The sequence below is a fragment of the Pseudoalteromonas sp. McH1-42 genome, assembly GCF_022347845.1.
In the GTDB taxonomy this organism is placed as follows: domain Bacteria; phylum Pseudomonadota; class Gammaproteobacteria; order Enterobacterales; family Alteromonadaceae; genus Pseudoalteromonas; species Pseudoalteromonas rubra_D.
On the sequence record NZ_JAKRFU010000003.1, the window covers coordinates 1 to 24410 of the forward strand.

A 24410-nucleotide genomic window follows, 5' to 3' on the forward strand; every position below is an offset into this window, starting at 1 on the left:
TCTTAATTAAGCTTTCCGTTTGGCTTTCCCTTCACTTAACTCGTTGCTTTTCAGCGTTGTGCTCCGTGTCGGTGGATGCGCATTATAGGGAAATCGAAACCCGACGCAACCTTTTTTCGAAGGAAAGTGATAAAAACAACACTTTTGGTTAAATTACGTACTAAACACATCAAAACAGCTGGTTTTGTCATCAAATATTCACCCATTTGACACAAACCAATTGCTAGGGGATCTAAGTATTGTACATTTCAGATGAGACGCAAGAAAATATGGCGCTTTTTTTAGCGCCATTTTTAAAAGTAAGAATTATTAGTATAAAAGACTGTAAAGTTTACGTCGGTAGCGCATTGCTACCTCATCACCTTCTGGCAATGATGCAATAATGTCCAGGTAACCTTTTTTGGCTTCTCCAAAGTTCATGTCTTTTCTTAACACAGCAAACAAGCTTTCAAGCGCATCTGCACTCTTACCCGCATCGACCTGAGCCTGAGCTAACTGGCACAATAGAGACAGATCGCCCGGCGCAGATTCGACTTCAGCCAACAGTCGCCTAAGCTCAGGCGATTCCTGAGCTTCTTTTGCTTGCTCAAGTTTAGAACTTAAATTGGTAAAATACGCATCCCGAGCCTCCTCTGGTACAGATCCTAGTAGCGCCTCAGCCTCATCTACTTTCTTTATCTGAATACAGATGTCTGCAAATACCAACAAAACCCTTGGGTTTTCTTTTGCTACGCCATAAGCTTGCTTAGCCAAAGCAAATGCCTCGTTCAACTCGCCACTAGCCAGAGCTTGCTTAGCTTGATCAAGTAAAATCAATTCCGGAGAAGGCAAATGCTCAGAGAGAGCCTTAGAAATCTCTTCCTGTGTTTTAGCGCCGGGAAGAACATCGACAGGAGCTCCCCCTTTTAGAATTACCAATGTCGGCAACGCCTGAAGGCCGACTTGTTGCGCAAGTTGAGAAGCGAGCATTTGCTGCTGATCACAATCGACAGTCGCTACCACTAAGTTATTCGGATATTGCTGAGCAAGCGCATCAAGAATATCAGCTTGTGCAAGACAGTTGGGTTCTTGTGCACTGAAGAACGTCATTAATACGAGTTTTTCTGGGTCCCCGGATGCTAACACCTGTTGGATATTTTCCGGAGTAAGTGAAATTTTATTTTCCATGTTCAAACCAGCTATGATATTTGCTTATCTATATGGTGACATCCTCACAAATTGCAAGGCAAGCTTAAAACCTGATTACGCTGCCGATTTACGACGACTACTTTTCGTTGAGGTGCGTTTCTTCGATCTTTTTTTAGAAAATGAAGATTTCGACCCAGTTCTGCTACTTTTTAATCCAGTGAACAATGTGCTGTCGCTTACCCAAGCGCGCTCAATAAAACCTGTAATTTCTTTTTCAAGAGGGCTCATAAAAGTTTGGTAAGGCTGCTCTTTCATCGCAATTTTTGCCAATTGTGATTCCCACAGAGCCGTTCTGTCAGGCAAAGAAACATCTTCTGGTAACGTCTTTATCAGAGCCACTCCTAACTCTGTCGAACGGATACTCTTACCATTGCGTTGCAAAAAGCCTCTTTTGAACAATAAGTCGATGATCCCAGCTCGGGTTGCTTCCGTGCCCAGTCCATCGGTTTCTTTTAGCACTTTTTTGATCTCAGCATTGGCGACAAACCGGGCGATACCTGTCATCGCACTTAGCAAAGTTGCTTCTGTAAAATGACTGGGTGGTTGGGTGTGCTTCTCAACCACTTCTCCTTTAAAACAGTGTAATAACTCACCCAATTCTAATTGGGGTAAAACAACTGGTTTCTTTTCTTCTGCTTTGAATAACCGCTTAAAGCCTAGCTCTAAGATTTGTTCTGCTTTTGCTACAAATACACCGCCGGCAATTTCTAACTCTACTCTAGTCTCAGTATATCGGTAGGCTGGATAAAACTGCGCCAGATACTGGGTACTTATCAGCTGATAAACTTGCAGCTCATATTGACCTAACTGAGCCGTTTTTAATTTCTTTGCTGTTGGAATGATAGCGTGATGTGCCTCAACTTTAGCGTCGTTCCAACACTTACTTTTCAGGCTGAGATTGGCGTCGGCTACTTTCTCTTCTGTTAACCCCTGATTATTTAACGCAGCACCCAACACCTGTTGCGCTTCAGCAAAATGACCTGTCGGTAAATATCGATTATCAGAGCGAGGGTAAGTGATCAGTTTGTGCTTTTCATAAAGCGCCTGACAAACATCCAATACCTGTTTTGCTGACATACCAAATCGTTTATTCGCATCTATTTGTAATGCCGACAAGTTATAGGGCAAAGGAGGATTATGCTTTTTTGGCTTAGCTTCGATTTTCTTGACTTGCGCATCTTGAGCATGGATCCTCGCCGCCACATTCTCAGCCAAACCTTTCACCAGCACGCGGCCCTCTTCATCCATATATGGCTGGCAAGCTTCACTGGGTTTCCACTTCGCACTGAACTCACTTCCATCATCTTTTCGAACATGCGCCAGCACCTCAAAAAAAGGTTTAGAAACAAAGTTGTCGATTTCCATGTCGCGCCTGACAACCAACCCAAGGACAGGCGTTTGTACCCTACCGACCGAGAGCACGCCTTGAAATCCCGCTTTTTGTCCAACCAATGTATAAGCTCTTGTCAGGTTCATACCATACAGCCAATCTGCCCGGGCTCTTGCCAAAGCAGACACACTTAAAGGAACGAATTCGTGATTGGCACGCATCTGATTTAGCGCTTTTTTTACCGCCGAAGGGTTTAAGTCGCTGATTAGTAGCCGTTGAGTCGACTGTTTTTTACGCCCGGATAACTTCGCCTCCTGAAGTACCTCATCAACGAGTAACTGACCTTCTCTGTCTGGATCGCCCGCATGGACCAGGTTGTCGGCTTGTTTGACAAGCTTCTTCACAATACTCAGTTGTTTTTTGGTTTTGGGCTTTGCTTTGAACTGCCAAAGTTCCGGTATAATGGGTAAGTGCGCCATTTGCCATTTCTTATATTTCGGATCATAGTCTTCCGGCGCAGCTTGTTCTAACAAATGTCCAATACACCAAGTAACACAGTCTCCATTGGCTAACTCAATATAGCCTTCATGTTTCTTGTGTGGTTTAGGTAAAACATCTGCGATAGCTCTGCCCAGAGAGGGCTTTTCGGCAATATAAAGTTTCATTCTTCAAAACAACTGTATGTATTTACAGTCATGATAGTCAACTCTGGCAGCAATTGCCAGAGTTGACTCAAACGGACAAAGAGATTGAGGATGGGCCTAGGTTTTAAGTAAGTTCAACTGCTTGTGTTTTTGCTCCACGATGTAAGTCATTGCACTCGCAGCTTGCTCTACCTCATCCGCGAAACCAGATAACTCAGCCGCCGCATCAGATATACCCGTCGTGTTAGTGCTGATTTCCTCAGTCACCATGCTTTGCTCTTCTGCTGCCGTGGCGATTTGTGTTACTTCATTTGATATGCTGCTTAACTCACCTACTAAGCTACTCATAAGCTCAGCAGATTCTTGGCAGTATGAAACCGCTTGCTCACCCTGGCTAACCGTTTTTTCAATGATCTGCTCTGAACCAGTCACTTCACTTTGAAGATTGTCGATCAGCTTGCTGATGTCATCTGTTGACGCTTGTGTTTTCGAGGCCAGCGCCCTGACTTCATCAGCAACCACAGCAAAACCACGGCCTTGTTCTCCAGCTCTGGCCGCTTCTATCGCAGCATTCAGTGCCAATAAATTTGTTTGCTCTGCAATCGCTCGGATCACATCCAAAATTTTAGAGATGTCACCGCTGCGCTCGGACACTTTACCGAATGCATTTTTGGCATCTAAAACCTGCTCAGCAATTTCCTGCACAGTCTCAGTCGTTCTGACGATACTGCGCTCGCTACTCTGGACCGTTTCAACAGCATGATTTGTACTCAAAGCTGCTTTTTCTGATGCTCTGGCCACTTCTGTTGCCGTCGCACTTAACTCGTTGATGGCAGTAACGACACTGTCTATTTCAAGATGCTGATTCGATACCTTATTTTTAATATTAATCGCGGCTTCTGTGGTTTTATGTGATTGAGTATATGATTCCTCGGCTAACTCTTTGAGGTCAATAATCATGCTTCTTAGTTTTTCGGTGAAGCGATTAAAACCATGTGCAAGGGATATCAGTTCAGCATGGTGGCTTACCTCAAGCTTATGAGTTAAGTCACCCTCACTGGAAGCCAAACTTTCAACCCGTTCCTCAATATAAGTTAATGGTCCAACAATGGTATTAATCAAGACAAGCGCCAGACCCAAAGCAACTGCAGCAACCAATGTTCCTAACAACAACATCCAACGCCCTAATGAATTAGTCGACGCTTCAATCTGCTGTTCTATTTGGGTTACTGAGGCCAATGCAACATCCTTGGGCAATTCAATCACCAAAGACCAGGTTGTATTGGCAAGCTCAATTTCAATAGGGACTGCAATGGCAAGCATATCATCCATCTCACTAAACCCGCCGGTCTGATGTAATTTCAGCAGTTTATCTGCCACACCTGAGTTAATGGATTCTTTCAGGGGTCTGGCTAGTTTATCGTAATGACTAGCCCCCACTACCAAGCCTAAGTTACTGAGTAAAGTAACTTTCGCCTGGCCTTGGTAAAGAGATTCAGATAACTCGTCAACTAACTGCTGGAAAACAGGTAAATTCACATCCACGCCAACCAATCCCTGAAAACGCCCATTGATGTCTACCGGCACCGTTAATGACGTCATCAGCATTTTGTTACCAGGGGAAATTTCGTACAGGTAGGGTTCCATAATACAGGGGGCAACATTGTCACGTGCGCACAGATACCATTCGGCTTCCCTCAAACCAAACTCGTTACGTTTATCTAAGTACTTGTCGGCTGCTGACTCGATTTGGTGTTGAGTAATGCCACTTGAATCTCGCGTGAAGTATAACTCCAGGGTGCCGTCCCCCGGGGCTGAGTGGCTTGCGCCGGACGTGTGGGCCTGATCTTGTTGGTCATAGCCATTTGGCTCAAACTGAGCATACATAGAAGATACAAATTGATTTTGTTTTAATGCACCTGCTACCAGATGCTGAACTTGGGTGCGTTCAAGCGGGTCGCGGACAGAAGTTTCTTTCAATGCTCCAGCCAGAGTATATGGCACCCGATATGCCGAGTTTATAAATGCGGCAACCTGCTGAGCATAATATTGCCCCTGTGCAGTTAAGCCCGTTCTGATCTCTTGGTATGCCAGCTCTCGAAGCTGTGCGCTTTGTACTTTATTTTCTTTTTGCAGGTTCATCCACATGGTTGACACCAGCAAGGCAACAAGGGCTGTAACCAAAGTAATCACAAACAGGATGAGCTTTTTCTTGATGGACATATGCTGCATATAAAACACTCACAAACGGTTGTTTATTCGGGTAACTTTAGCAAAAGTTACGCTTTCTTGCGTATTCTAAAATGACAGCTTTAAGTAATTATGACTACACTATTCCGATATTTTTTTTACGTAGAATATGAATAGCGCATTCATTGCACACGCAACAGACACTATAACGATGTGACGGGAAAGGAACGATAGCTCAGAGATTTCAATTGAATGGATACTCGACGAGATGAGCCGCTGCTTGTGTACAACAGCGGCTCATATTAAAAGGAGGTTCAGTCTTCCTCGATATTGTCTTTACCACGAGTCGACTCAATACTGTCTAATCTATGGTGAATAGCTGATTTAATCAACATATAGCCACTGATAGGGGCGGTAATAAGCAAGAACATCGAGATCAGTATCTCTTTCACACTGACACCTTCGCCATAAAACCCATAGTAGGCCATGGCAGCAAATAGCAGACACGCCATACCTAGAGTGGTTGCTTTTGTTGGGCCATGCAAACGCATAAAGAAATCGGGCATTTTTACTAAACCGATCGATCCCACCAAAATCAGGCTGCCGCCTAACAATAATAGTATTGAAATAACCCATTCCATCATTCGGTGCTCCTATTCAATGATATCGCCGCGCAGCAAATATTTACAGACGGCCACAGTGCTAACAAAGCCAAGCAAGGCTATCAACAAAGCCGCCTCAAAATACAGCGACGTGCCCATATTCATTCCATAAAGCACTATCAAGGCAATGGTATTAATGTACATGGTATCCAAGGCAAGTATGCGATCTGGAATGGAAGGCCCAACAACCAGTCGCCACAAATTAAGTAACAAAGACACACCGATCATCGCAAAGACAATCAAAATCACCGTCTCTAACATGCAAAGATCTCCTTAATAGGTTTTTCATAACGCGTTTTAATCGTGTCGATCAACTCCGCCTCATCGTCCAGGTCAAGCACATGGATCAACAAATAACGTTGTTGTGGTTCAGCGTCTTCCGCCATATCTTCAGGCCAAGGATAGACCTCAGCACTCACAGTGCCTGGTGTAAGAGACACGGTGCTGGCTAAAATAGTAATCGGCATCGACTGTGCTAAGTCAATTGGCACTTTGACAAACCCGGGCTTCAGCTTTCGGGTTGGTCCCAGGATTTTAATGGCCACCTCGATATTTGCCATTAAGATGTCATACAAAACCAGCAACAAATATTGCAGTGCCTTGCCCGGTTTCAGTACCAAAGGCTGTTTGGTACGAAATGGAAAAGTAGCAAGCGGAATTGCGACAGCAAGAATAGCGCCTAAGATCAAATGTCCCGGTGCAACCGTATTATTGAGCAATAACCACACGATAAATAACATTAGGCTGCGGAACGGCGTTGGCAACCATCTATATTTTGCTTCCAAACGCATTTAGCGTACTCCTCCCAACACGTCTTGCAGTAGTCCTGTGAAATCATGTAACTCCTGAGCTGCCAGCAGTGCATATTCACTCAATGGGCCTGCAAAAATCACCATTAATGGTGTACACAATACCAGCAGCATCACAGCACAAACTTGTGCCGGATGTGCTCGCTCCTGTTCGCTATCACCTTTGCCTGTCTGATGCCAAAATACGGTGCTACCCGCTTTTGAAACCGATACCAAAATCGCGAGGCTTGCCACCAAATAAACTAACCAAAACCAGTTGCCATAAGGTGTGTCCAAGGTTGACCTCAGGATCCAGACCTTACCTACAAACCCGGATAAAGGCGGCATGCCGATCACGGCAACTGCAGCGACCAAAAATGCACCACCAAGCAATAGCGGCTGTGAAACCGGGCGACCAGCGGTGATCCTATCCGCTACCTTACCTCTTTGTCGGGCAATTAAGTCTGCTAACAGGAACAGTGCGGCACTGACCAAGGTCGAATGCACCAGATAATAAATCGCTGCCGCGCTACTTTGCACAGTTTGCACTGCGACCAATGCTACCAAAGTACCAACAGACACAACTACCAGGTTGGCGACCATTTTTCTTAAATCTTGGCTTGCCAATACCCCTATTGCCCCCATCACAATAGTGGCAATCGCCAGCCACCAAAGCCAGTTTTGCGCCATGTGGCTCAGTTCACCAGCTTCTTCGCCAAAAATCAGGGTGTACACACGCATCATAGAGTACACACCCACTTTGGTCATAATGGCAAACAATGCTGCCACCACAGGCATTGCCGTAGAATAGGTGTTAGGTAGCCACAAGTGAAGAGGAAGTAATGCACCTTTAAGCGCAAATACGACCAACAACAACAGTCCACCGATCTTGGCCAGATAGACATCATCACCTTGCAGCAACGTCACTTTTTGGGCCATATCCGCCATATTTAATGTGCCCAGAGTGCCGTACAAGATCCCAAGCGCGATCAGGAAAACCGAAGAGCCGACCAGGTTCAGGATCACATACTGTAAAGCGGCACGTGTATTGCGCTTATCACCACCGTGCATCAGCAAAGAGTATGACGCAATCAACAGGACTTCAAAGAAGACAAACAAGTTAAACGCATCTCCGGTCAAAAACGCACCATTGACGCCCAAAATCAGGAAATGCAGAAGCGGGTGGAAAAAACTGCCACGTTCATCGTCACCAGCGCAGCTATATAAGCCACACACCAGACCAAGGAAAGAGGTCAAAGTAACCAGTAATGCTGACAGCGGATCGGCAATCAGCACAATACCAAACGGCGCAGACCAGTTACCAATCGCATAGACTGAAGTGCCATGCTCGCGGGTCATCAGCAATAAAATTACCGAGGCCACAGTTGTGAGCGCCCCCATACCGACAGACACAATGCGCCGTGCTCGTAGGTTCTTGCCACAAGGCGGCATCAACATAAAGATAGCTGCCAGCATAGGTAATAGTACTGGCAAGGAAGTTAAATGCTGTATCATGCTTTACCCTGCTCCTTACGCTGGGAACCACTGTTGCGCGTAGCCGTATTCACTTCGATACCATTGACATGGTCATTGCCTAAGTCCGCACGACCCCTGATAGCCAGAATGACCACGAATGCAGTCATCGCAAATCCGATTACAATCGCAGTTAACACCAGTGCCTGAGGGAGAGGATCAGCATAACCGTCGCTATAACCCAACACTGCGGCTTTATTCATGGTCAATCGACCTGAGGCAAACAAAAACAAGTTTACCGCGTAAGACAACATAGTGAGACCCAGCACTACGGGAAAAGTCCGGGCACGTAAAATCAGGAACACTCCGCAGGCCACTAACAGGCCCACGCAAGATGAATACAATAGCTCCATTAAATATTTACCTCTTCTTTAGGTGCATTGGCTGTCAACTTACCCAGACTCGCCAGGATCATCAATGTCGCGCCAACAACCGTAATATATACACCCAAGTCAAATACCAATGCGCTGGCAAGCTCTATCTCTCCAATCACCGGTATATCAAAGTAATCAAACCAACTGGTCAGGAATGGACGGTCAAATGCCCAGCTGCCCAAGCCTGAAATCATCGCAATAGCAATACCTGACGCGATGATCTTCCGATAATTGAGCGTAAAGCGCTCCGAGATCCAATTAGACCCATGCGCGATGTACTGCAATATAAAGGCTATGGCAGTAACCAAGCCTGCAATGAAGCCACCACCAGGTAAATTATGACCGCGCAGGAAGATATAAACCGACACCATTAACGCCAGAGGTAGCAAACTCTGAGAAATAGATGCCAGCAAAATTGGGTAACGTTCGCGTGCCCATGGACGGCCTTCTGAATCACTGCCCGGCATAAACAGTGGCAGATTTATTAGCAACTTATAAATGCCCAACGCAGCAATACCCAATACGATAATCTCGCCTAAGGTATCAAAACCACGGAAGTCGACCAGGATAACATTGACCACGTTGGTACCACCACCACCGGTCTTCGCATTCGCGAGGAAGAAATCGGAAATCGAATTCAATGGCCGTGTAATCAAGGCATAACAAATACTGCCCACAATCACGCCAATCGCAGAGGCGATACCCAAATCGCGTAACACACGCACAGAGCTGCTTTCTTTGGGCGTTTTTTGCGGCAGGAAGAACAGCGCAAGCATCAGCAGAATGATAGTGACGACTTCGACCGTCAGCTGAGTCAGCGCCAGATCTGGTGCAGAGAAGCGTGTAAACGCAACGGCGACCATCAGGCCCACCACCGAAATCATCAACAAGGCAACCATACGAGTGCGATGCCAGATCACAGTACCTATTGCACCTATCATCAACAAACCAGCACCAATAGCATTGTGAACATCAATGGGGGTTGGTTTGTTTTCGCCAACCAACTGGCTCATTTCAAACAGCGGCCAACCGGCACTCAACAGCACCACCATTAACATCAACATCAAATAGCGCTGCAAGGAACCATTTTCTATTGCATCAATGCGGGCGCGGCTCCAGCCAACTACCTTGGACATGGTATGCTCAAAACCCTTTTTGGCATTAATAGGCGGTAACGATGCCTGGAATGCAAACAAGTAACGGCGCTGCGTATAAATTAGCAAGCCACCGCACACGGCTATTCCGCTCATCAACAGAGGTAGATTGAAACCATGCCAGATCGCAATCTTAAATTGCGGTGGCTCGCCACCTAATACCGCCGCAGACGCGACATTTAGGATATCGCTGACGATAAAGCCTGGGAACATGCCCACAATCAGACACAGCGCAACCAAAACCTCGATCGGCACACGCATGTAACGTGGCGCTTCATGAGGCTCTTTTGGTAAGTCAACGGGTTCGCCATTGAAGAACACGTCATGAATAAAACGAGCCGAGTATGCCACTGAAAAGGCACCCGCAATCGTTGCCAGGATTGGGATCAACCAAGACATTGAGCCAAGCAACTGCTGATGTAAAGTTTCAGCGAAGAACATTTCTTTTGACAAGAAGCCGTTCAATAAAGGAACCCCTGCCATTGCTGCCGCGGCAACCATTGCCAGGGTTGCTGTGTACGGCATAAATCGCCACATGCCATTGAGCTTACGCATATCTCGCGTGCCGGTTTCATGATCTATGATACCGGTTGCCATAAACAGTGAGGCTTTAAAGGTTGCATGGTTAATGATATGGAATATGGCGGCAACGGTGGCCAATTCAGTATCTAGGCCCAATAACAGCGTGATCAAACCTAAATGACTGATAGTCGAGAATGCCAGTAATCCCTTCAGATCATGCTTAAACAGCGCGATATAAGCACCGACCAGTAAAGTTGCAAGACCCGTGAGGCCAACCAGAATAAACCAGATTTCCGTACCTGCCAGCGCAGGGTAGAAACGAGCCAGCAGGAAAATACCTGCTTTCACCATAGTGGCCGAGTGTAAGTAAGAACTGACTGGCGTAGGTGCGGCCATCGCATGAGGCAACCAGAAGTGAAATGGGAACTGCGCAGATTTAGTGAATGCACCGAGTAATACCAAGATGAGCGCCAGTTCATATAAATCGTGCGCCTGGATAAGCTCGCGACTGGCTAAGATGATATCCAAGTCGTAGCTACCTACAATGTCACCCAGGAGTAATAAACCAGCCAACAGCGCCAATCCGCCACCACCAGTTATCGCGAGGGCCATTTTAGCCCCTTTTCGGGCTTCAGACTTGTGCCACCAATAACTTATCAACAAAAACGAGCTGATACTGGTCAATTCCCAAAACAGCCATAATTGCAGAACATTATTCGACATCACGATGCCCAGCATCGCCGTCATAAACAGCATTAAGTAAGCATAGAGCTTTGGCATAGAGTCGTTACTACTTAAATAGTAACGCGCATAGAAGATCACCAAAATGCCGATTCCCAGGATCAGGAATACGAACAATAAAGACAAACCATCCAAGCGGAATGAGAGTTCTAAGCCCAACAACGGGATCCACTCTATGGTGGTCCGCAGCTGTTCATTGGCAAACACGCCGGGTGCCATGTAGCAAGCCAGCGCAAGTGCCAATCCAGGCGCAAGTAAAGTTACCGCAGTCGATTGATTGCGGGATAGTTTACCTGTTAATGATGAGAGTAAACTGCCTAATAAGGATAGCAAGGGTATCCAAAGCAATGTCATAAAGAAAACCTTTTATCTTCAATAACCGTAAATAAACGGAACAGCGCGCAGTGTGTAGCTAGTGTTATGCATAGACTATCTGATTTATTTTGCGCACGTTTTTATCACACATAACGCTTACCAGTTATACTTGATTAGTATTTGAGTTGTCTAGACTTTCGCGCTCTATACGCTGCCATTTTAGCCAACATTTACAAACAATTCAGATTAAATTCATAAATAAACTGGGCTTTTAACCCTTGGCAGCTAATTTAACCTGAATAAACCGCTGAAAATCTGTGGGTTTATCGCGCTGTTGCTGAAATGCCAATAGCCAGAGCTCCTTGTATCGTTTGGACAACGCCAGACTCTGATATTGCATGTTAGACATAGCCTGCTGGGGCTTATAAGCAGATAGTAACCCGGCCTCACAACTCTGACTGGGATACCACCCCTTAGGTGGTGTATTACCAACGTATAAGTTAGGTGCTTTAAACCCAGGAGTTGCGCATAACCATTGTGCTTTTGCCTCATCAATCGCGTATTCATCCTCAAAGCCACTGAAGTGCATCAGTTCATGGACAAACACAGCATAATCGCTGTTCAAGTTTAATGTCATTACGCCACGGCTGACATTCGCATCGCCACGTTTTGTCATCAGGACAAGATGATCGGCAACAGACCAGTACGCGCTGCCGGGCAATCCAGCAAGGTCACAATAAGCAAATTTTTGTGCTTTCAGGTGACATTGTAGATCAGATCCCATATACACAGGATCTGCAAAACAATAGCTACCCGAATGAGGTAAAGGGGCACTAAGGTATTGCGCTTTCAACTGTTGCAGCTTTTTAAAGCCCAGCCAGGAATCACTCAACATGGCCACCCGACGTATGCACTTTGCATCATCCCAGTGAAGCTCATTCACAGTTCGGATAGTCAGTTGCTGCAAATCATCCGATGCCAGCTCACTGGCAGAAGCGCCCTGCATAACCCGTGACAGCGTATAATAAGGTCGAGGCAGCGCAAAATGAGAGGCCAACAGGTTTATCTCAGACACTGCATGCGCTGTTGTCAGGGACTCCAATAACCGTAGATGCGCTTGCGAGGTAGTGGCCTCCCAATGCGCTCTGGCCAGCAGGAGCGCTGTATCTAAGTCCCCCTGTTCGATCAGCCGAATTGCCCATTCAAACGCCGCCGCGGGCTCATCCAACTTGCGTAACGCCAGTACCGTGCCATCAGAGAGCTCAGGTAGCAGCAAGCCTGCTCGTCGAACATCAAGGAAAAAGCTCTGTGGGCTGCGCTTAAGCAAAGAAAGCTGTGCCTGACGCGCGTTGGGAGAGTTAAAGTGCCAGGGATTGAAGGCGCTGCCCGCTATGAGTGTGCTACAGACCAGTAACACTACATAGCGAAGCATCAAAGCAGGCATCAGATCAGCCTACATCCGCCCGGTTCATTTCATCGGCGATAATTTGCAGTTCAAGACGGGCGTATTTATGTTCTACAAATTCGTAGACATTAGTTGCAAGGGCCAGTTTAAAATATTCAATGGCTTTTCCCGTTTTACCCTCAGCCTGATAACGCTTAGCCAGATAAAAGTAGGCTTCACACAGGCGCTCTGCAAACTCCTGTTGCGACTTAACGCCATCTCCAACTTGCGCGAGAAAGGCCTGCTGAGACAGCTCATTCAAATAAAGCTGTACCAATTGTGTTGCCCATTCATCATTATTCAAGGCCTGGCTGTGCTGCTTCAGAGCTGCTTTTGCAGCAACCGGGTCGACTTTAGATTCTGCCAGATAAAGCCACATGAGCCGGTACGGATCTTGAGGAGAACGCGCCAGAAAAGCCTCAAAATCGTTTACTGCCAGTGCTGGACGTTCCCCGTAATATAAGGCTATACCCCTATTTAAATAGGCATATTCATGATCTGTATTAAGCTCAAGCACCGCATCAAACATCTCGTAGGCGGTGCCATACTCTTGTCGAAGTGTATGATGTATACCAAGAAAATTGTATACCTCTGCCAAATCTGGTTTGAGTTTGACTGCGCGATTAAAGTCGATACGTGCCAGCGTGGTTAATCCCAGGCTGTCATAAAGCATACCCCGGTTATAAAACAGCTGCGCCTGTTGGTCATTATCCAGCGTTTTGTTTTGTAACAACTCGCTGTATCTGGCGATGGCTATTTCATTGCGAAAATTAGCTGCCAATGGCACGGCAAAAGGCACCGTCACGTTGGGCATATCCGCCGCTTGCTGAGTTGACTGACACCCGAGTAAGCTCAGACATAGCAAAGGTAATAATAACAGTCTCAATCTATTTCCCCTTTTGGGCATGTTGCGAATTTCTGATCCGCTTGTCGCTATTACTGTCGAGCAAATATTAAAGCATAAAAAAAGGGGCCATTCAGCCCCTTTCATCGAAACTCATTGTTTCTTTGTCAGATATTACTCAGCAGCAGGTGCCGCATCTGACTCTAGTGCTTCTTTAATGCTCAGACGCACACGACCCTGACGGTCTACTTCTAGTACTTTTACTTTCACTTCCTGGCCAACAGACAGGTGATCAGCTACGTTGTTTACGCGCTCTTTGCTGATCTGTGAAATGTGTACCAGGCCATCTTTACCAGGCAGTACGTTTACGAATGCACCAAAGTCTACGATACGGTTTACTTTACCTGTGTAGATAGTACCTACTTCCAACTCAGCGGTAAGCGCTTCGATACGAGCAATCGCTTCTTTAGCACTGTTACCATTAGTTGCAGCAATCTTAATGGTACCATCGTCTTCGATTTCGATGGTTGTATCCGTTTCTTCAGTTAGCTGACGGATCACCGCGCCACCTTTACCGATTACATCAGCAATTTTCTTCGGTGGAATGTTCATAGTGTAGATACGTGGTGCGAACTCAGACAGGTCCTGAGATGGGCTGGCGATTGCCTGGTCCATCACGCTCAGGATATGCAGACGTGCTGCTTTTGCCTGACGCAGTGCGATCTGCATGATTTCTTTTGTGATACCTTCAATCTTGATATCCATCTGAAGTGCAGTTACACCCGCGCTGTTACCCGCTACTTTAAAGTCCATGTCACCCAGGTGGTCTTCGTCACCCAGGATGTCAGATAGAACAACAAAGTCTTCGCCTTCTTTAACCAAACCCATCGCGATACCCGCAACAGATGACTTGATTGGTACACCCGCATCCATCAGAGCCAGTGACGTACCACATACAGACGCCATTGAAGATGAACCGTTTGATTCAGTGATCTCAGAAACCACACGCACAGAGTACGGGAATTCTTCAAGCGTTGGCATAACCGCTTGTACACCGCGCTTAGCCAAGTTACCGTGACCAATCTCACGACGCTTAGGCGAACCGATGAAACCTGTCTCACCCACACAGAATGGAGGGAAGTTGTAGTGCAGCATGAAGTGATGCTTCTGCGTGCCAATCAGGTTGTCCATCATTTGTGAATCGCGTTCTGTACCTAAGGTAGCAGTAACCAAAGCCTGCGTTTCACCACGCGTGAAGATTGCAGAACCGTGTGTACGTGGTAATACGCCCGTCATCACGTCAAGCGCACGAACCATGTCTGGTTCACGACCATCAATACGCTTCTCACCAGCAATGATGCGGCCACGTACGATTTTCTTTTCAAGTGAGCTAAACAGCTTAGACACTTCCTGCTCGTCCAGCGCTTCGTCTTCAGCCAGCTCAGCGGTCAGCTTCTCGACAACTTCTGCTTTTGCTTCGCTTAGTGCGTCTTTACGTGCCACTTTATCAGTGATGCGGTAAGCGTCACCCACTTTTTGCTCAGCGATTGCTGCGATTTTGTCAGACAGCTCAACATTTTTCTCTGGTGCAGTCCAGTCCCAAGCCGGCTTGCCTGCTTCTGCAGCAAACTCGTTCACAGCCTGGATGATAGCCTGTGATTGCTCATGACCATACACAACCGCACCCAGCATTTCTTCTTCAGTCAGAATTTCAGCTTCTGACTCAACCATCAGTACGGCACCTTCGGTACCCGCAACTACCAGGTCAAGTTTACTTTGCTCAAGTTCAGTCACTGACGGGTTCAGTACGTACTGACCATCAGTGAAACCAACACGTACGGCGCCGATTGGACCATTGAACGGCACGCCAGAAATTGCTAGTGCCGCAGAAGTACCAATCATAGCAACCATGTCTGGTTGAATTTCAGGGTTTGAAGAAACCACTGTCGCGATAACTTGTACTTCGTTCACAAAGCCGTCAGGGAATAAAGGACGGATTGGACGGTCAATCAGACGCGCGATCAGTGTTTCATTGTCTGAAGGACGGCCTTCACGCTTCAGGAAGCCACCAGGGATACGGCCTGCCGCATACATTTTTTCCTGATAGTTAACTGTCAGAGGGAAAAAGTCCTGACCAGGTGCAGCTTCACGCTTACCTACAACCGTTACAAGTACAGAGGTGTCGCCAATGCTGGCCAAAACGGCACCATCAGCCTGACGCGCAATGGCACCAGTTTCTAGGGTTACTGTGTGTTGACCCAGTTGGAATTCTTTAATAATTGCTTGCACAAATATCTTCCTTACAAAAATAACATATAAGCGCCAACAACGACCAATTACAGTCTTAAGGGGACTAAAGAGACTAATAACCATTTGATAAAAAAGATTAAACCAAACAGAGCTAGATGATCCGCTTAAGCACTACAATTGGCTGCAGACTTGGCGCTGAACCCCCAGAATGGCGGCTCGGGCATAAGTATACTGAGTATATACCCACAAAAAAAGGGGCGATTTAGCCCCTTTTTTCTTATCGGATAAAAATCCGACAAATAATCAAGTTCTTAGCGACGTAGGCCAAGCTCTTTGATTAGTGCAGAGTAACGCTCTACGCTCTTACCTTTTAGGTAATCAAGCAGGTTACGACGCTGGCTTACTTTACGTAGCAGACCACGACGTGAGTGGAAGTCATGCTTGTGGTTAGCGAAGTGACCTTGTAGCTTGTTGATATCAGCAGTTAACAGTGCAACCTGAACTTCAGGAGAACCAGTGTCGCCTTCTGCGCGTGCGAATTTTGCTACGATTTCTGCTTTTTCTTGATTGCTTAGTGACATAATAAACTCCAATTGTTTAAGTAATGCTTCAGCCGATCACTAATTCAGCCAAAGCGACAAAGCGGGCGGCATTGTATCAGCAATTACCCCCGCTGACAAAAAATTTTATTGTGCGCTGGATAGCGCCCGCTTGGCCTTGAGGTGCCCGTGCTGATTGCGCTCACCAATCCCGACAAAACGACCATCAGCCACCACTTTCAACACCCCCTCTGGCAGCTCACCGACGACGACTGTCTGGCCATGACTAAATGCCACGCCTTGCTCTGCATTGATCTCAACCGCCGGTAAATCCACCAATGCCGTATCCATAGGGAGTAATAGGGCATCAATGTAAGTTGAAGGCGGCAGTTCTTCCGCTTTCGCCTGCTGGAGCTTTTCTTCCAACTCCTCAAGTGTGATCATTTTATCGCTGGGATAATGCCCCACTTCAGAGCGGTGTAACATAATGACATGCGCCCCACAGCCCAGCTTCTCGCCCAGATCATCGACTATGGTACGAATATAGGTGCCTTTAGAAACATGCACTGTCATCTGGATCTCTTGTGCCTGATCGTCATACTCATCTAACGTAATTGAATAAACATTGATCTTGCGGCACTTACGCGGTACTTCGATACCTTCTCGGGCATACTTGTACAGGGGCTGACCCTGATACTTAAGCGCGGAATACATCGACGGATACTGATCAGACTCCCCCAGGAAGCTGGCAACATCTTGCTCCAGCTGTGCTCGCGTGATCTGCACAGGGCGTGTTTCGACCACTTCACCATCAGAGTCAGAGGTCGTTGTGCGCTCGCCCAATTTGGCACGCACCACGTAAGTTTTATCAGTATCCAGCAGAAACTGCGTAAACTTAGTGGCTTCACCAAAACAGATTGGCAGCATACCCGTTGCCAGTGGGTCCAATGCACCCGTATGGCCGGCTTTTTGCGCAAAGTAAATGCCTTTGGCTTGTTGCAGCGCTTTATTCGAGGAGATCCCCTGAGGCTTGTTGAGCAGCACGATCCCGTCAATCGGACGGCCTTTACTACGACGTGCCATTAGGCTTCTCCGTCGTCGCTTTTGGTATCTGGCAGCTCTTCGTCACCACGCTTTTCATTGTCTTTGCGGATCACTTCATCAACCAGATTAGAGATACGCATCCCTTCCATCAGGGAGTTATCCAGAACAAAACGCAGTTCAGGCATGATCCGCGCGCGGATCCGTTTGCCAAGCAAAGAACGGATATAACCTGTGGCTTCATTCAGAATCGACAGGTTTTCTTTGGTTTTGTCGTCATCACCGCCAAGAACCGTAATAAACACCTTGGCGTAAGACAGATCGCGCGATACTTCTACAGCCGATACAGTGACCATGCCTAAACGCGGATCTTTAATTTCGCGCTGCAAAATCACGGCAATTTCTTTCTGGATCTGTTGTGCAACACGATCAGTACGAGAAAATTCTCTCATTTTCACCACTTCATTTTAATCATTAAAACGGGCAATGCATACAATCGCCCACTAGAGGAAACACAAACACAAATGGGGGCTTACGCCCCCATTTCAAGGTTGAACCCCGACTGACTTACAACGAACGTTGTACTTCAACGGTTTCGAATACCTCGATTTGGTCACCGACCTTAACGTCATTATAGTTCTTAACGCCGATACCACACTCCATGCCGTTACGAACTTCTGCCACGTCATCTTTAAAGCGGCGCAGTGATTCAAGTTCACCTTCGTAAATAACAACATTGTCACGCAGTACGCGGATAGGTGCGCTACGTTTAACCACACCTTCAGTAACCATACAACCCGCAACCGAACCAATCTTAGGCGACTTAAACACGTCACGTACTTCAGCCAGACCGATGATCTCTTGCTTGAACTCAGGTGCCAGCATACCTGACATTGCCTGCTTCACTTCTTCGATCAGATCGTAGATTACGCTGTAGTAACGCAGATCCAAGTTCTCAGCTTCAATCACTTTACGTGCAGATGCATCAGCACGTACGTTAAAGCCAACAATAATTGCGTTAGAAGCCGCTGCCAGGGTTGCGTCAGTTTCAGTGATACCACCTACGCCGCTACCAACGATCTTCACTTTAACTTCGTCTGTAGACAGTTTAACCAAAGAGTCAGAGATGGCTTCGATTGAACCCTGTACGTCTGCTTTCAGTACCACGTTCACTTCTGATACGTCGCCTTCAGTCATGTTGGTAAACATGTTTTCAAGCTTCGCTTTCTGCTGACGCGCCAGTTTCACATCACGGAATTTACCCTGACGGTACAATGCAACTTCACGTGCTTTACGCTCGTCTTTAACAACAGTTGCTTCGTCACCCGCAGCTGGTACACCCGACATACCCAGGATTTCAACCGGAATTGAAGGACCAGCAGTCGTGATGTCTTTTCCGTTTTCGTCTTTCATTGCACGAACACGGCCATATTCCAGACCACACAGTACGATATCACCCTGGTTAAGTTCACCTGACTGAACCAGTACAGTGGCAACCGGACCACGACCTTTATCAAGGCGAGATTCAATCACCACACCTGATGCCATGCCTTTATGTGCTGCTTTCAGCTCAAGCAGTTCAGACTGCATCAGGATAGCTTCCAGTAGGTCATCGATGCCCAGACCGGTTTTCGCAGAGATATGAACAAACTGCGTGTCACCGCCCCACTCTTCAGGAATAACGTCCAGCTGAGCCAGTTCGTTTTTAACGCGATCCGGGTCAATGCCTTCTTTATCCATCTTGTTTACAGCGATGATTAGAGGCACTTCAGCTGCTTTCGCGTGCTGTACCGCTTCTTTGGTTTGTGGCATTACACCATCGTCCGCCGCAACAACCAAAACAACAATATCTGTTGCTTTAGCACCACGTGCACGCATTGACGTGAACGCTGCGTGTCCTGGTGTATCCAGGAAAGTGATCATGCCGCCTTCAGTTTCAACGTGGTATGCACCAATGTGCTGGGTAATACCACCGGCCTCGCCTGCTGCAACCTTCGCTTTACGGATGTAATCCAGTGTTGAAGTTTTACCGTGGTCAACGTGACCCATAACGGTAACAACTGGTGCACGTTGCTCAAGCGCTTCACTTTCGTTACGCTCGCTCAGTACTTTTTCTTCCAGCTCGTTTTCTTTAACCAGAACAACTTTGTGGCCCATTTCTTCAGCCACAACCTGCGCGGTTTCCTGATCGATGACCTGGTTAATAGTAACCATTTCACCCATCTTCATCATGGTCTTAACGACTTCAACGCCTTTCACCGCCATGCGTGATGCCAGTTCTGCAACAGTGATGGTTTCACTGATACGAACTTCCTGCTTCACTTCACTTACCGGCTTCTTAAAACCATGCTGTAGTGAGGTAGGCGCCTTCAACTTGCCTTTTTTACCTTTACCACGCGCTGGCTGAGCCACTTTTTCAGCTGGCTTTTTCTTCTTCTTACGACGCGCACTTTTTTCTTCCTGTGCATCTGACTCGTCTTCTGCTTCACGCGCATAAGTCGACGTCGTAAGGTGGTGATCTGCAGAAGCTTCGCGACGTGCACGCTCTTCTTCTTCAGCTTTCCAGCGGGCTTCATTCTCTTCGGCTAAACGCTTTGCTTCTTCAGCTTTACGCTTGGCTTCTTCTTCTGCTTTCTGTAGGGCAGCTGCTTCTGCTTCTTTGCGCAGACGCTCTGCTTCTAGTTTCTCTTTCTCTTGTTGGGCGCTATCCACTTCTTCACTCTGCTGTTCTTTCGCTTGACGTTCAGCTTGCGCTGCACGTTTTGCCTCATCTTTAGCCTTGCGCTCAGCTTCCTCTTTTGCCTTACGCTCGGCTTCCTCTTGTGCCTTACGCTCGGCTTCTTCTTTGGCCTTTTGCTCAGCTTCTTGCTGAGCCTTCAACTCTGCTTCTTTGCGCGCAGCTTCCTCTGCAGCGAGTCTTTCCTGCTCTTTTTGCTGCTCGATTGCGCTCTTTTTAACGTAAGTGCGCTTTTTACGTACCTCGACCTGAACGGATTTTGCTTTGCCATGAGAGCCAGTCACACTTAACGTGCTCTTGCTCTTACGTTGCAAAGTCATACGCTCCGGTCCATCAGAACCGGTACCGCCATGCTGCTTACTTAAATGGTCCAGCAATTGTGCTTTCTCGTTTTCAGTAACATGGTCGCCAGTGGCTTTGGTGATCCCTGCATCTGCCAACTGCTGGAGTAATTTATCAACAGTTGTACCAATGTTTTCGGCTAGTTTCTCTATGCTCACTTCTGCCATATTATGCGTTACCTCCCGTTAATAAACTACTATTGCTCACTAAACCAGCAAATATTACGTGCGGCCATGATAAAGTCACCCGCTTGTTGCTCAGATAATTCAGTGATCTCGACTAATTCGTCAATGCCTTGCTCAGCCAGGTCTTCCAGTGTGATTACCCCTTTGCTGGCCATTACAAACGCCAGGTGGCGATCCAAACCTTCCAGATTTAATAAATCGTCAGCTGGTTCTGCCCCTTCAAGGCTTTCTTCGTCGCGTAACGCTTTGGTAGTCAACGCATCTTTTGCACGCTTACGCAGCTCTTCAACTGTGTCTTCGTCCAAACCATTAATTTCCAGGAACTCAGCTACAGGAACGTAGGCCACTTCTTCAAGTGTTGAGAATCCTTCGTTAATCAACAAGGTTGCGAAATCGTCGTCGATGTCCAATGCTTCAGTGAACAGATTAATCAGTTTGTCAGACTCTTCTGCGCTCTTGCGCTCCATGTCTTCAACTGTCATCACATTCAATTCCCAGCCAGTCAGCTGGCTGGCAAGACGTACGTTCTGACCGTTACGGCCAATCGCTTGTGCCAGGTTGTCAGCTTCTACTGCGATTTCCATCGTACGCGTATCTTCATCCATAACAATGGATGCCACTTCTGCAGGTGCCATGGCATTGATCACGAATTGAGCCGGATTGTCATCATACAATACGATATCAACACGTTCGCCACCTAACTCGGTAGATACAGCCTGAACACGCGCACCGCGCATGCCCACACACGCGCCGACAGGGTCGATGCGTTTGTCATTTGATTTTACCGCAATTTTAGCACGCGATCCCGGATCACGCGCAGCACCTTTGAGCTCGATCATCTCTTCGCCGATTTCTGGCACTTCGATACGGAATAGCTCCATAAGCATTTCAGGCTTGGAGCGTGTTACAAACAGCTGCGCGCCACGCGCTTCTGGTTTAACAGCATAAAGCAAACCACGGACACGGTCGCCCGGGCGGAAACTTTCACGCGGTAGCATATCTTCGCGGTAAATCACGGCTTCTGCGTTATTGCCCAGATCCAGTACCACAGTATCGCGCGATGCTTTTTTAACAACACCCGTTACCAGCTCACCTTCCTGATCTTTATATGCATCAACAATCAGTGCACGCTCAGCTTCACGCACTTTCTGAACGATGACTTGCTTTGCCATCTGTGTCGTGATGCGGTCGAACTGAATCGATTCGATCTGTTCTTCAACAAAATCACCCAGCTGAATGTCAGGCTCTTCAACCTGTGCTGCTTCAAAAGTGATTTCTGCGTACGGATTTTCCAGTGAGCCATCTTCTTGTGGGTTGACCACCATCCAACGACGGAAAGTGTCATACTCACCCGTTTTACGGTCAATAGATACGCGTACTTCGATCTCACCATCATGTTTCTTTTTGGTGGCCGTCGCTAGTGCGAACTCTAATGCTTCAAAAATCTTTTCTCTTGGGACTGCTTTTTCATTGGAAACAGCTTCTGCAACCAATAATATTTCTTTTGCCATAGTTATTGCCTCGCTTGCCCTTTTTTCCTTCGCACCTAACTTTTAAAATTTTGCGATCATGTTCGCGCGCTCGATGTTGCTGAGCATAAGGTGATGCTCCTGGCCATCGACGGTTAGCGTGATCATATCGCCATTAACTGCAACCAAGTCGCCTTTGAAATTACGGCGACCTTCTTGTGGAAGCTTAGTACGCAAACGTACTTCTTCGCCCACTGCCTGCTCATAATGAGCTTGTTTGAATAATGGTCTGTCTACACCAGGTGAAGACACTTCCAGGTTATATTCATTTGTAATGGGGTCCTCGACATCCAGAATGGCACTGACCTGACGACTCACATCTGCACAATTATCTACATTGATACCATTTTCATGATCGATGTAGATGCGCAGTGTCGAATGACGACCGGCTTGCATCACTTCCAGACCGAGCAACTCGAAGCCACAGGCTTCAACAGCCGGCTCTAACATAGTCGTTAATTCTTGCTCGAGTTTTGTCACAAATTACCTCCATACAAACAAAAAAAGGGCCTAAAAGCCCTAATGATTCAGCTGTTTGCTTCTGGGCTGGGCTGAGTTGCTTAGCTCCAGATACAACAACGCCCCGAACCAAGCGGGGCGTCACACCAAAAACAAACTGTGTGGCCAGTGGCCGAGCTTGGTTGCGGGCTGTATCAGCCTAAATTAAGCGAATGCTTAAACGCAAAACGCGCATTACAAGGAATGCGCGAACTGTAAGAAACGACAACATTTCTTAAGCTTGGTTGCGGGAGCCGGATTTGAACCGACGACCTTCGGGTTATGAGCCCGACGAGCTACCAGGCTGCTCCATCCCGCGTCAACGTGCAGCCAAGGCTGCATCAACTGGCGTGTATTATAGAGAGAGTTGTATTAATACGCAACCTTAGATAGGCCCTTTAACCAAAATGCCTAATGCTATGGCGCAAAAACATCTTGCACACCACAAGTCAATAAACACCGACCATTCCCACAGACAAGATCGAAAATAATTTACCATTACAATAAAAAGAATCGAGAATAACGAACAAAAACATCGATATTAACTTATAAAAAACCGCTCATTCACAATATTTTACCATTTAGCTTGTTCTTAAAAGTTAAACATCTATACTGGCGGCCCATCGAGTTAATATAAAATGATGGAGAACCAGTCATGAAAAAGGCATTTATAGGCGTCTCGATGACAGCGCTAACACTACTTTCCTTTAACACCCTCGCGAATAGCTGCGAAGGGTTTGGTCCGCAAACCCCACGCGATATCGACCAGTTGCATGGGGAGAACAAACGCGTATTTTCACTCGCCCCGCCTGCCAGTGAAATGAACTTATGTAATATCCACTTTCATAAAAACGCAGAGCATAAGGCAAAAGACTTTTCTGTTTTCGCCGGCAATGGTAAATATGGTGGCTACCAGTGTAACGCCACCAGCAGCCTGACAGAGGCTGAATTACGAGCACCAAAAGGCAAGGTCTGTAAAAACGTAAAACCAGGTGACACCATAGAAGTACATTGGGTACACAGTTCGTGTGACGTTGCGCCTGGTAAAGGCTTAGGCTCTTGTTTAAGTAATGAATGTGCCAACCCGGACCTGCGCGTTGAGACTCAGGTTTTCCTCGTCGTAAACGATGAAGATGCGCTAGATTTTAATGATTTAAGCTATGACGGTAACGTAGTCGATGGATATCATCAGGCGAAATATATCCCACAAACCACAGGCAAACCGGTAGAGTTCCTGGGCTCAACAACCGGGCCGAGCTACAACGATAAGCAATGTTCACCGCTTCAGGTCACCTGGAGTGTCAGACCTGCTTGTGCGAAAGTTGATATCAATAGCCTGGCACAGTGGTGTGAAGACAACGTATTCGAAGAAGATCACGCCCATGGTGTCAGACAACTAGTCACCGATCCGAAACTACTCGCACCGATTAAATAAATCAAAACAGGCTACCAGTCATGCAATCGTGCTCGACTGGTAGCTTTTCTGTCTCTTTGATAGTGCAATATTCAGGATAAAGTTTGCGCTACAGAATAATGTCTACCTATACTGATAAAGCTGGT

19 protein-coding genes and 1 tRNA gene are annotated in these 24410 nt (G+C 46.9%); 1 reads left to right on the top strand and 19 read right to left on the bottom strand.

Going from position 1 to position 24410, the window contains the following annotated elements:
• Positions 1–309: 309 nt before the first annotated feature.
• The 19 genes from MHN31_RS03460 to MHN31_RS03550 all read right to left on the bottom strand — a co-directional run bounded on the left by MHN31_RS03460 (position 310) and on the right by MHN31_RS03550 (position 23169).
• Entirely contained in the window at positions 310–1167 is an 858-nt protein-coding gene (locus MHN31_RS03460; RefSeq protein WP_125562478.1) for a tetratricopeptide repeat protein, read from the bottom strand.
• 75 nt (positions 1168–1242) lie between these two features.
• Positions 1243–3183, bottom strand: coding sequence for a DNA topoisomerase III (locus tag MHN31_RS03465; protein ID WP_239443455.1), 1941 nt, complete (start codon positions 3181–3183; stop codon positions 1243–1245).
• 96 nt (positions 3184–3279) lie between these two features.
• Positions 3280–5394 (bottom strand): methyl-accepting chemotaxis protein, encoded by a 2115-nt coding sequence (locus MHN31_RS03470; RefSeq protein ID WP_194867702.1) that lies wholly within the window; start codon positions 5392–5394, stop codon positions 3280–3282.
• A 272-nt stretch (positions 5395–5666) separates the two neighbouring features.
• Entirely contained in the window at positions 5667–5996 is a 330-nt protein-coding gene (locus MHN31_RS03475) for a Na+/H+ antiporter subunit G (protein ID WP_125562472.1), read from the bottom strand.
• 9 nt (positions 5997–6005) lie between these two features.
• Positions 6006–6275, bottom strand: a complete 270-nt coding sequence (locus MHN31_RS03480; RefSeq protein WP_010385043.1) for a K+/H+ antiporter subunit F — start codon at positions 6273–6275, stop codon at positions 6006–6008.
• On the bottom strand, positions 6269–6805 hold the full coding sequence (locus tag MHN31_RS03485) for a Na+/H+ antiporter subunit E (RefSeq protein WP_049866593.1): 537 nt from the start codon (positions 6803–6805) through the stop codon (positions 6269–6271). Before MHN31_RS03485 ends, MHN31_RS03480 begins: the two co-directional genes overlap by 7 nt.
• On the bottom strand, positions 6806–8317 hold the full coding sequence (locus tag MHN31_RS03490; protein WP_125562470.1) for a monovalent cation/H+ antiporter subunit D: 1512 nt from the start codon (positions 8315–8317) through the stop codon (positions 6806–6808). It abuts the gene before it with no gap.
• Positions 8314–8688 (bottom strand): Na+/H+ antiporter subunit C, encoded by a 375-nt coding sequence (locus MHN31_RS03495; protein WP_010385046.1) that lies wholly within the window; start codon positions 8686–8688, stop codon positions 8314–8316. Before MHN31_RS03495 ends, MHN31_RS03490 begins: the two co-directional genes overlap by 4 nt.
• Positions 8688–11480: a monovalent cation/H+ antiporter subunit A gene (locus MHN31_RS03500; RefSeq protein ID WP_125562468.1), complete on the bottom strand. Its 2793-nt coding sequence runs from the start codon at positions 11478–11480 to the stop codon at positions 8688–8690. The genes MHN31_RS03495 and MHN31_RS03500 overlap by 1 nt, the downstream gene beginning before the upstream one ends.
• Positions 11481–11712: 232 nt before the next feature.
• The gene (locus MHN31_RS03505) at positions 11713–12885 is read right to left on the bottom strand and encodes a hypothetical protein (protein WP_239443456.1); all 1173 of its coding nucleotides are present in this window, start codon (positions 12883–12885) and stop codon (positions 11713–11715) included.
• Positions 12886–12889: 4 nt separating this feature from the next.
• Positions 12890–13792, bottom strand: a complete 903-nt coding sequence (gene nlpI, locus MHN31_RS03510; protein WP_125562464.1) for a lipoprotein NlpI — start codon at positions 13790–13792, stop codon at positions 12890–12892.
• A gap of 111 nt (positions 13793–13903) precedes the next feature.
• A complete protein-coding gene (gene pnp, locus MHN31_RS03515; protein WP_194867700.1) occupies positions 13904–16018 on the bottom strand; it encodes a polyribonucleotide nucleotidyltransferase in 2115 nt (704 codons plus the stop codon).
• A 272-nt stretch (positions 16019–16290) separates the two neighbouring features.
• Positions 16291–16560, bottom strand: coding sequence for a 30S ribosomal protein S15 (rpsO, locus tag MHN31_RS03520; protein ID WP_010385052.1), 270 nt, complete (start codon positions 16558–16560; stop codon positions 16291–16293).
• Positions 16561–16665: 105 nt separating this feature from the next.
• The gene (gene truB, locus MHN31_RS03525) at positions 16666–17601 is read right to left on the bottom strand and encodes a tRNA pseudouridine(55) synthase TruB (protein WP_239443457.1); all 936 of its coding nucleotides are present in this window, start codon (positions 17599–17601) and stop codon (positions 16666–16668) included.
• Positions 17601–18011 (bottom strand): 30S ribosome-binding factor RbfA, encoded by a 411-nt coding sequence (rbfA, locus tag MHN31_RS03530; protein ID WP_138539348.1) that lies wholly within the window; start codon positions 18009–18011, stop codon positions 17601–17603. The genes truB and rbfA overlap by 1 nt, the downstream gene beginning before the upstream one ends.
• Positions 18012–18126: 115 nt before the next feature.
• Complete coding sequence (gene infB / locus MHN31_RS03535; RefSeq protein WP_049865303.1) at positions 18127–20805, bottom strand: translation initiation factor IF-2; 2679 nt, start codon at positions 20803–20805, stop codon at positions 18127–18129.
• 29 nt (positions 20806–20834) lie between these two features.
• A complete protein-coding gene (gene nusA, locus MHN31_RS03540; protein ID WP_010385056.1) occupies positions 20835–22334 on the bottom strand; it encodes a transcription termination factor NusA in 1500 nt (499 codons plus the stop codon).
• A 42-nt stretch (positions 22335–22376) separates the two neighbouring features.
• Positions 22377–22832, bottom strand: coding sequence for a ribosome maturation factor RimP (rimP, locus tag MHN31_RS03545; protein WP_010385057.1), 456 nt, complete (start codon positions 22830–22832; stop codon positions 22377–22379).
• 260 nt (positions 22833–23092) lie between these two features.
• Positions 23093–23169, bottom strand: a tRNA-Met gene (locus MHN31_RS03550).
• Positions 23170–23505: 336 nt separating this feature from the next.
• On the opposite strand from MHN31_RS03550, the gene MHN31_RS03555 reads away from it, so the two are divergent.
• Complete coding sequence (locus MHN31_RS03555; protein WP_194867698.1) at positions 23506–24285, top strand: delta-class carbonic anhydrase; 780 nt, start codon at positions 23506–23508, stop codon at positions 24283–24285.
• Positions 24286–24410: the final 125 nt, after the last annotated feature.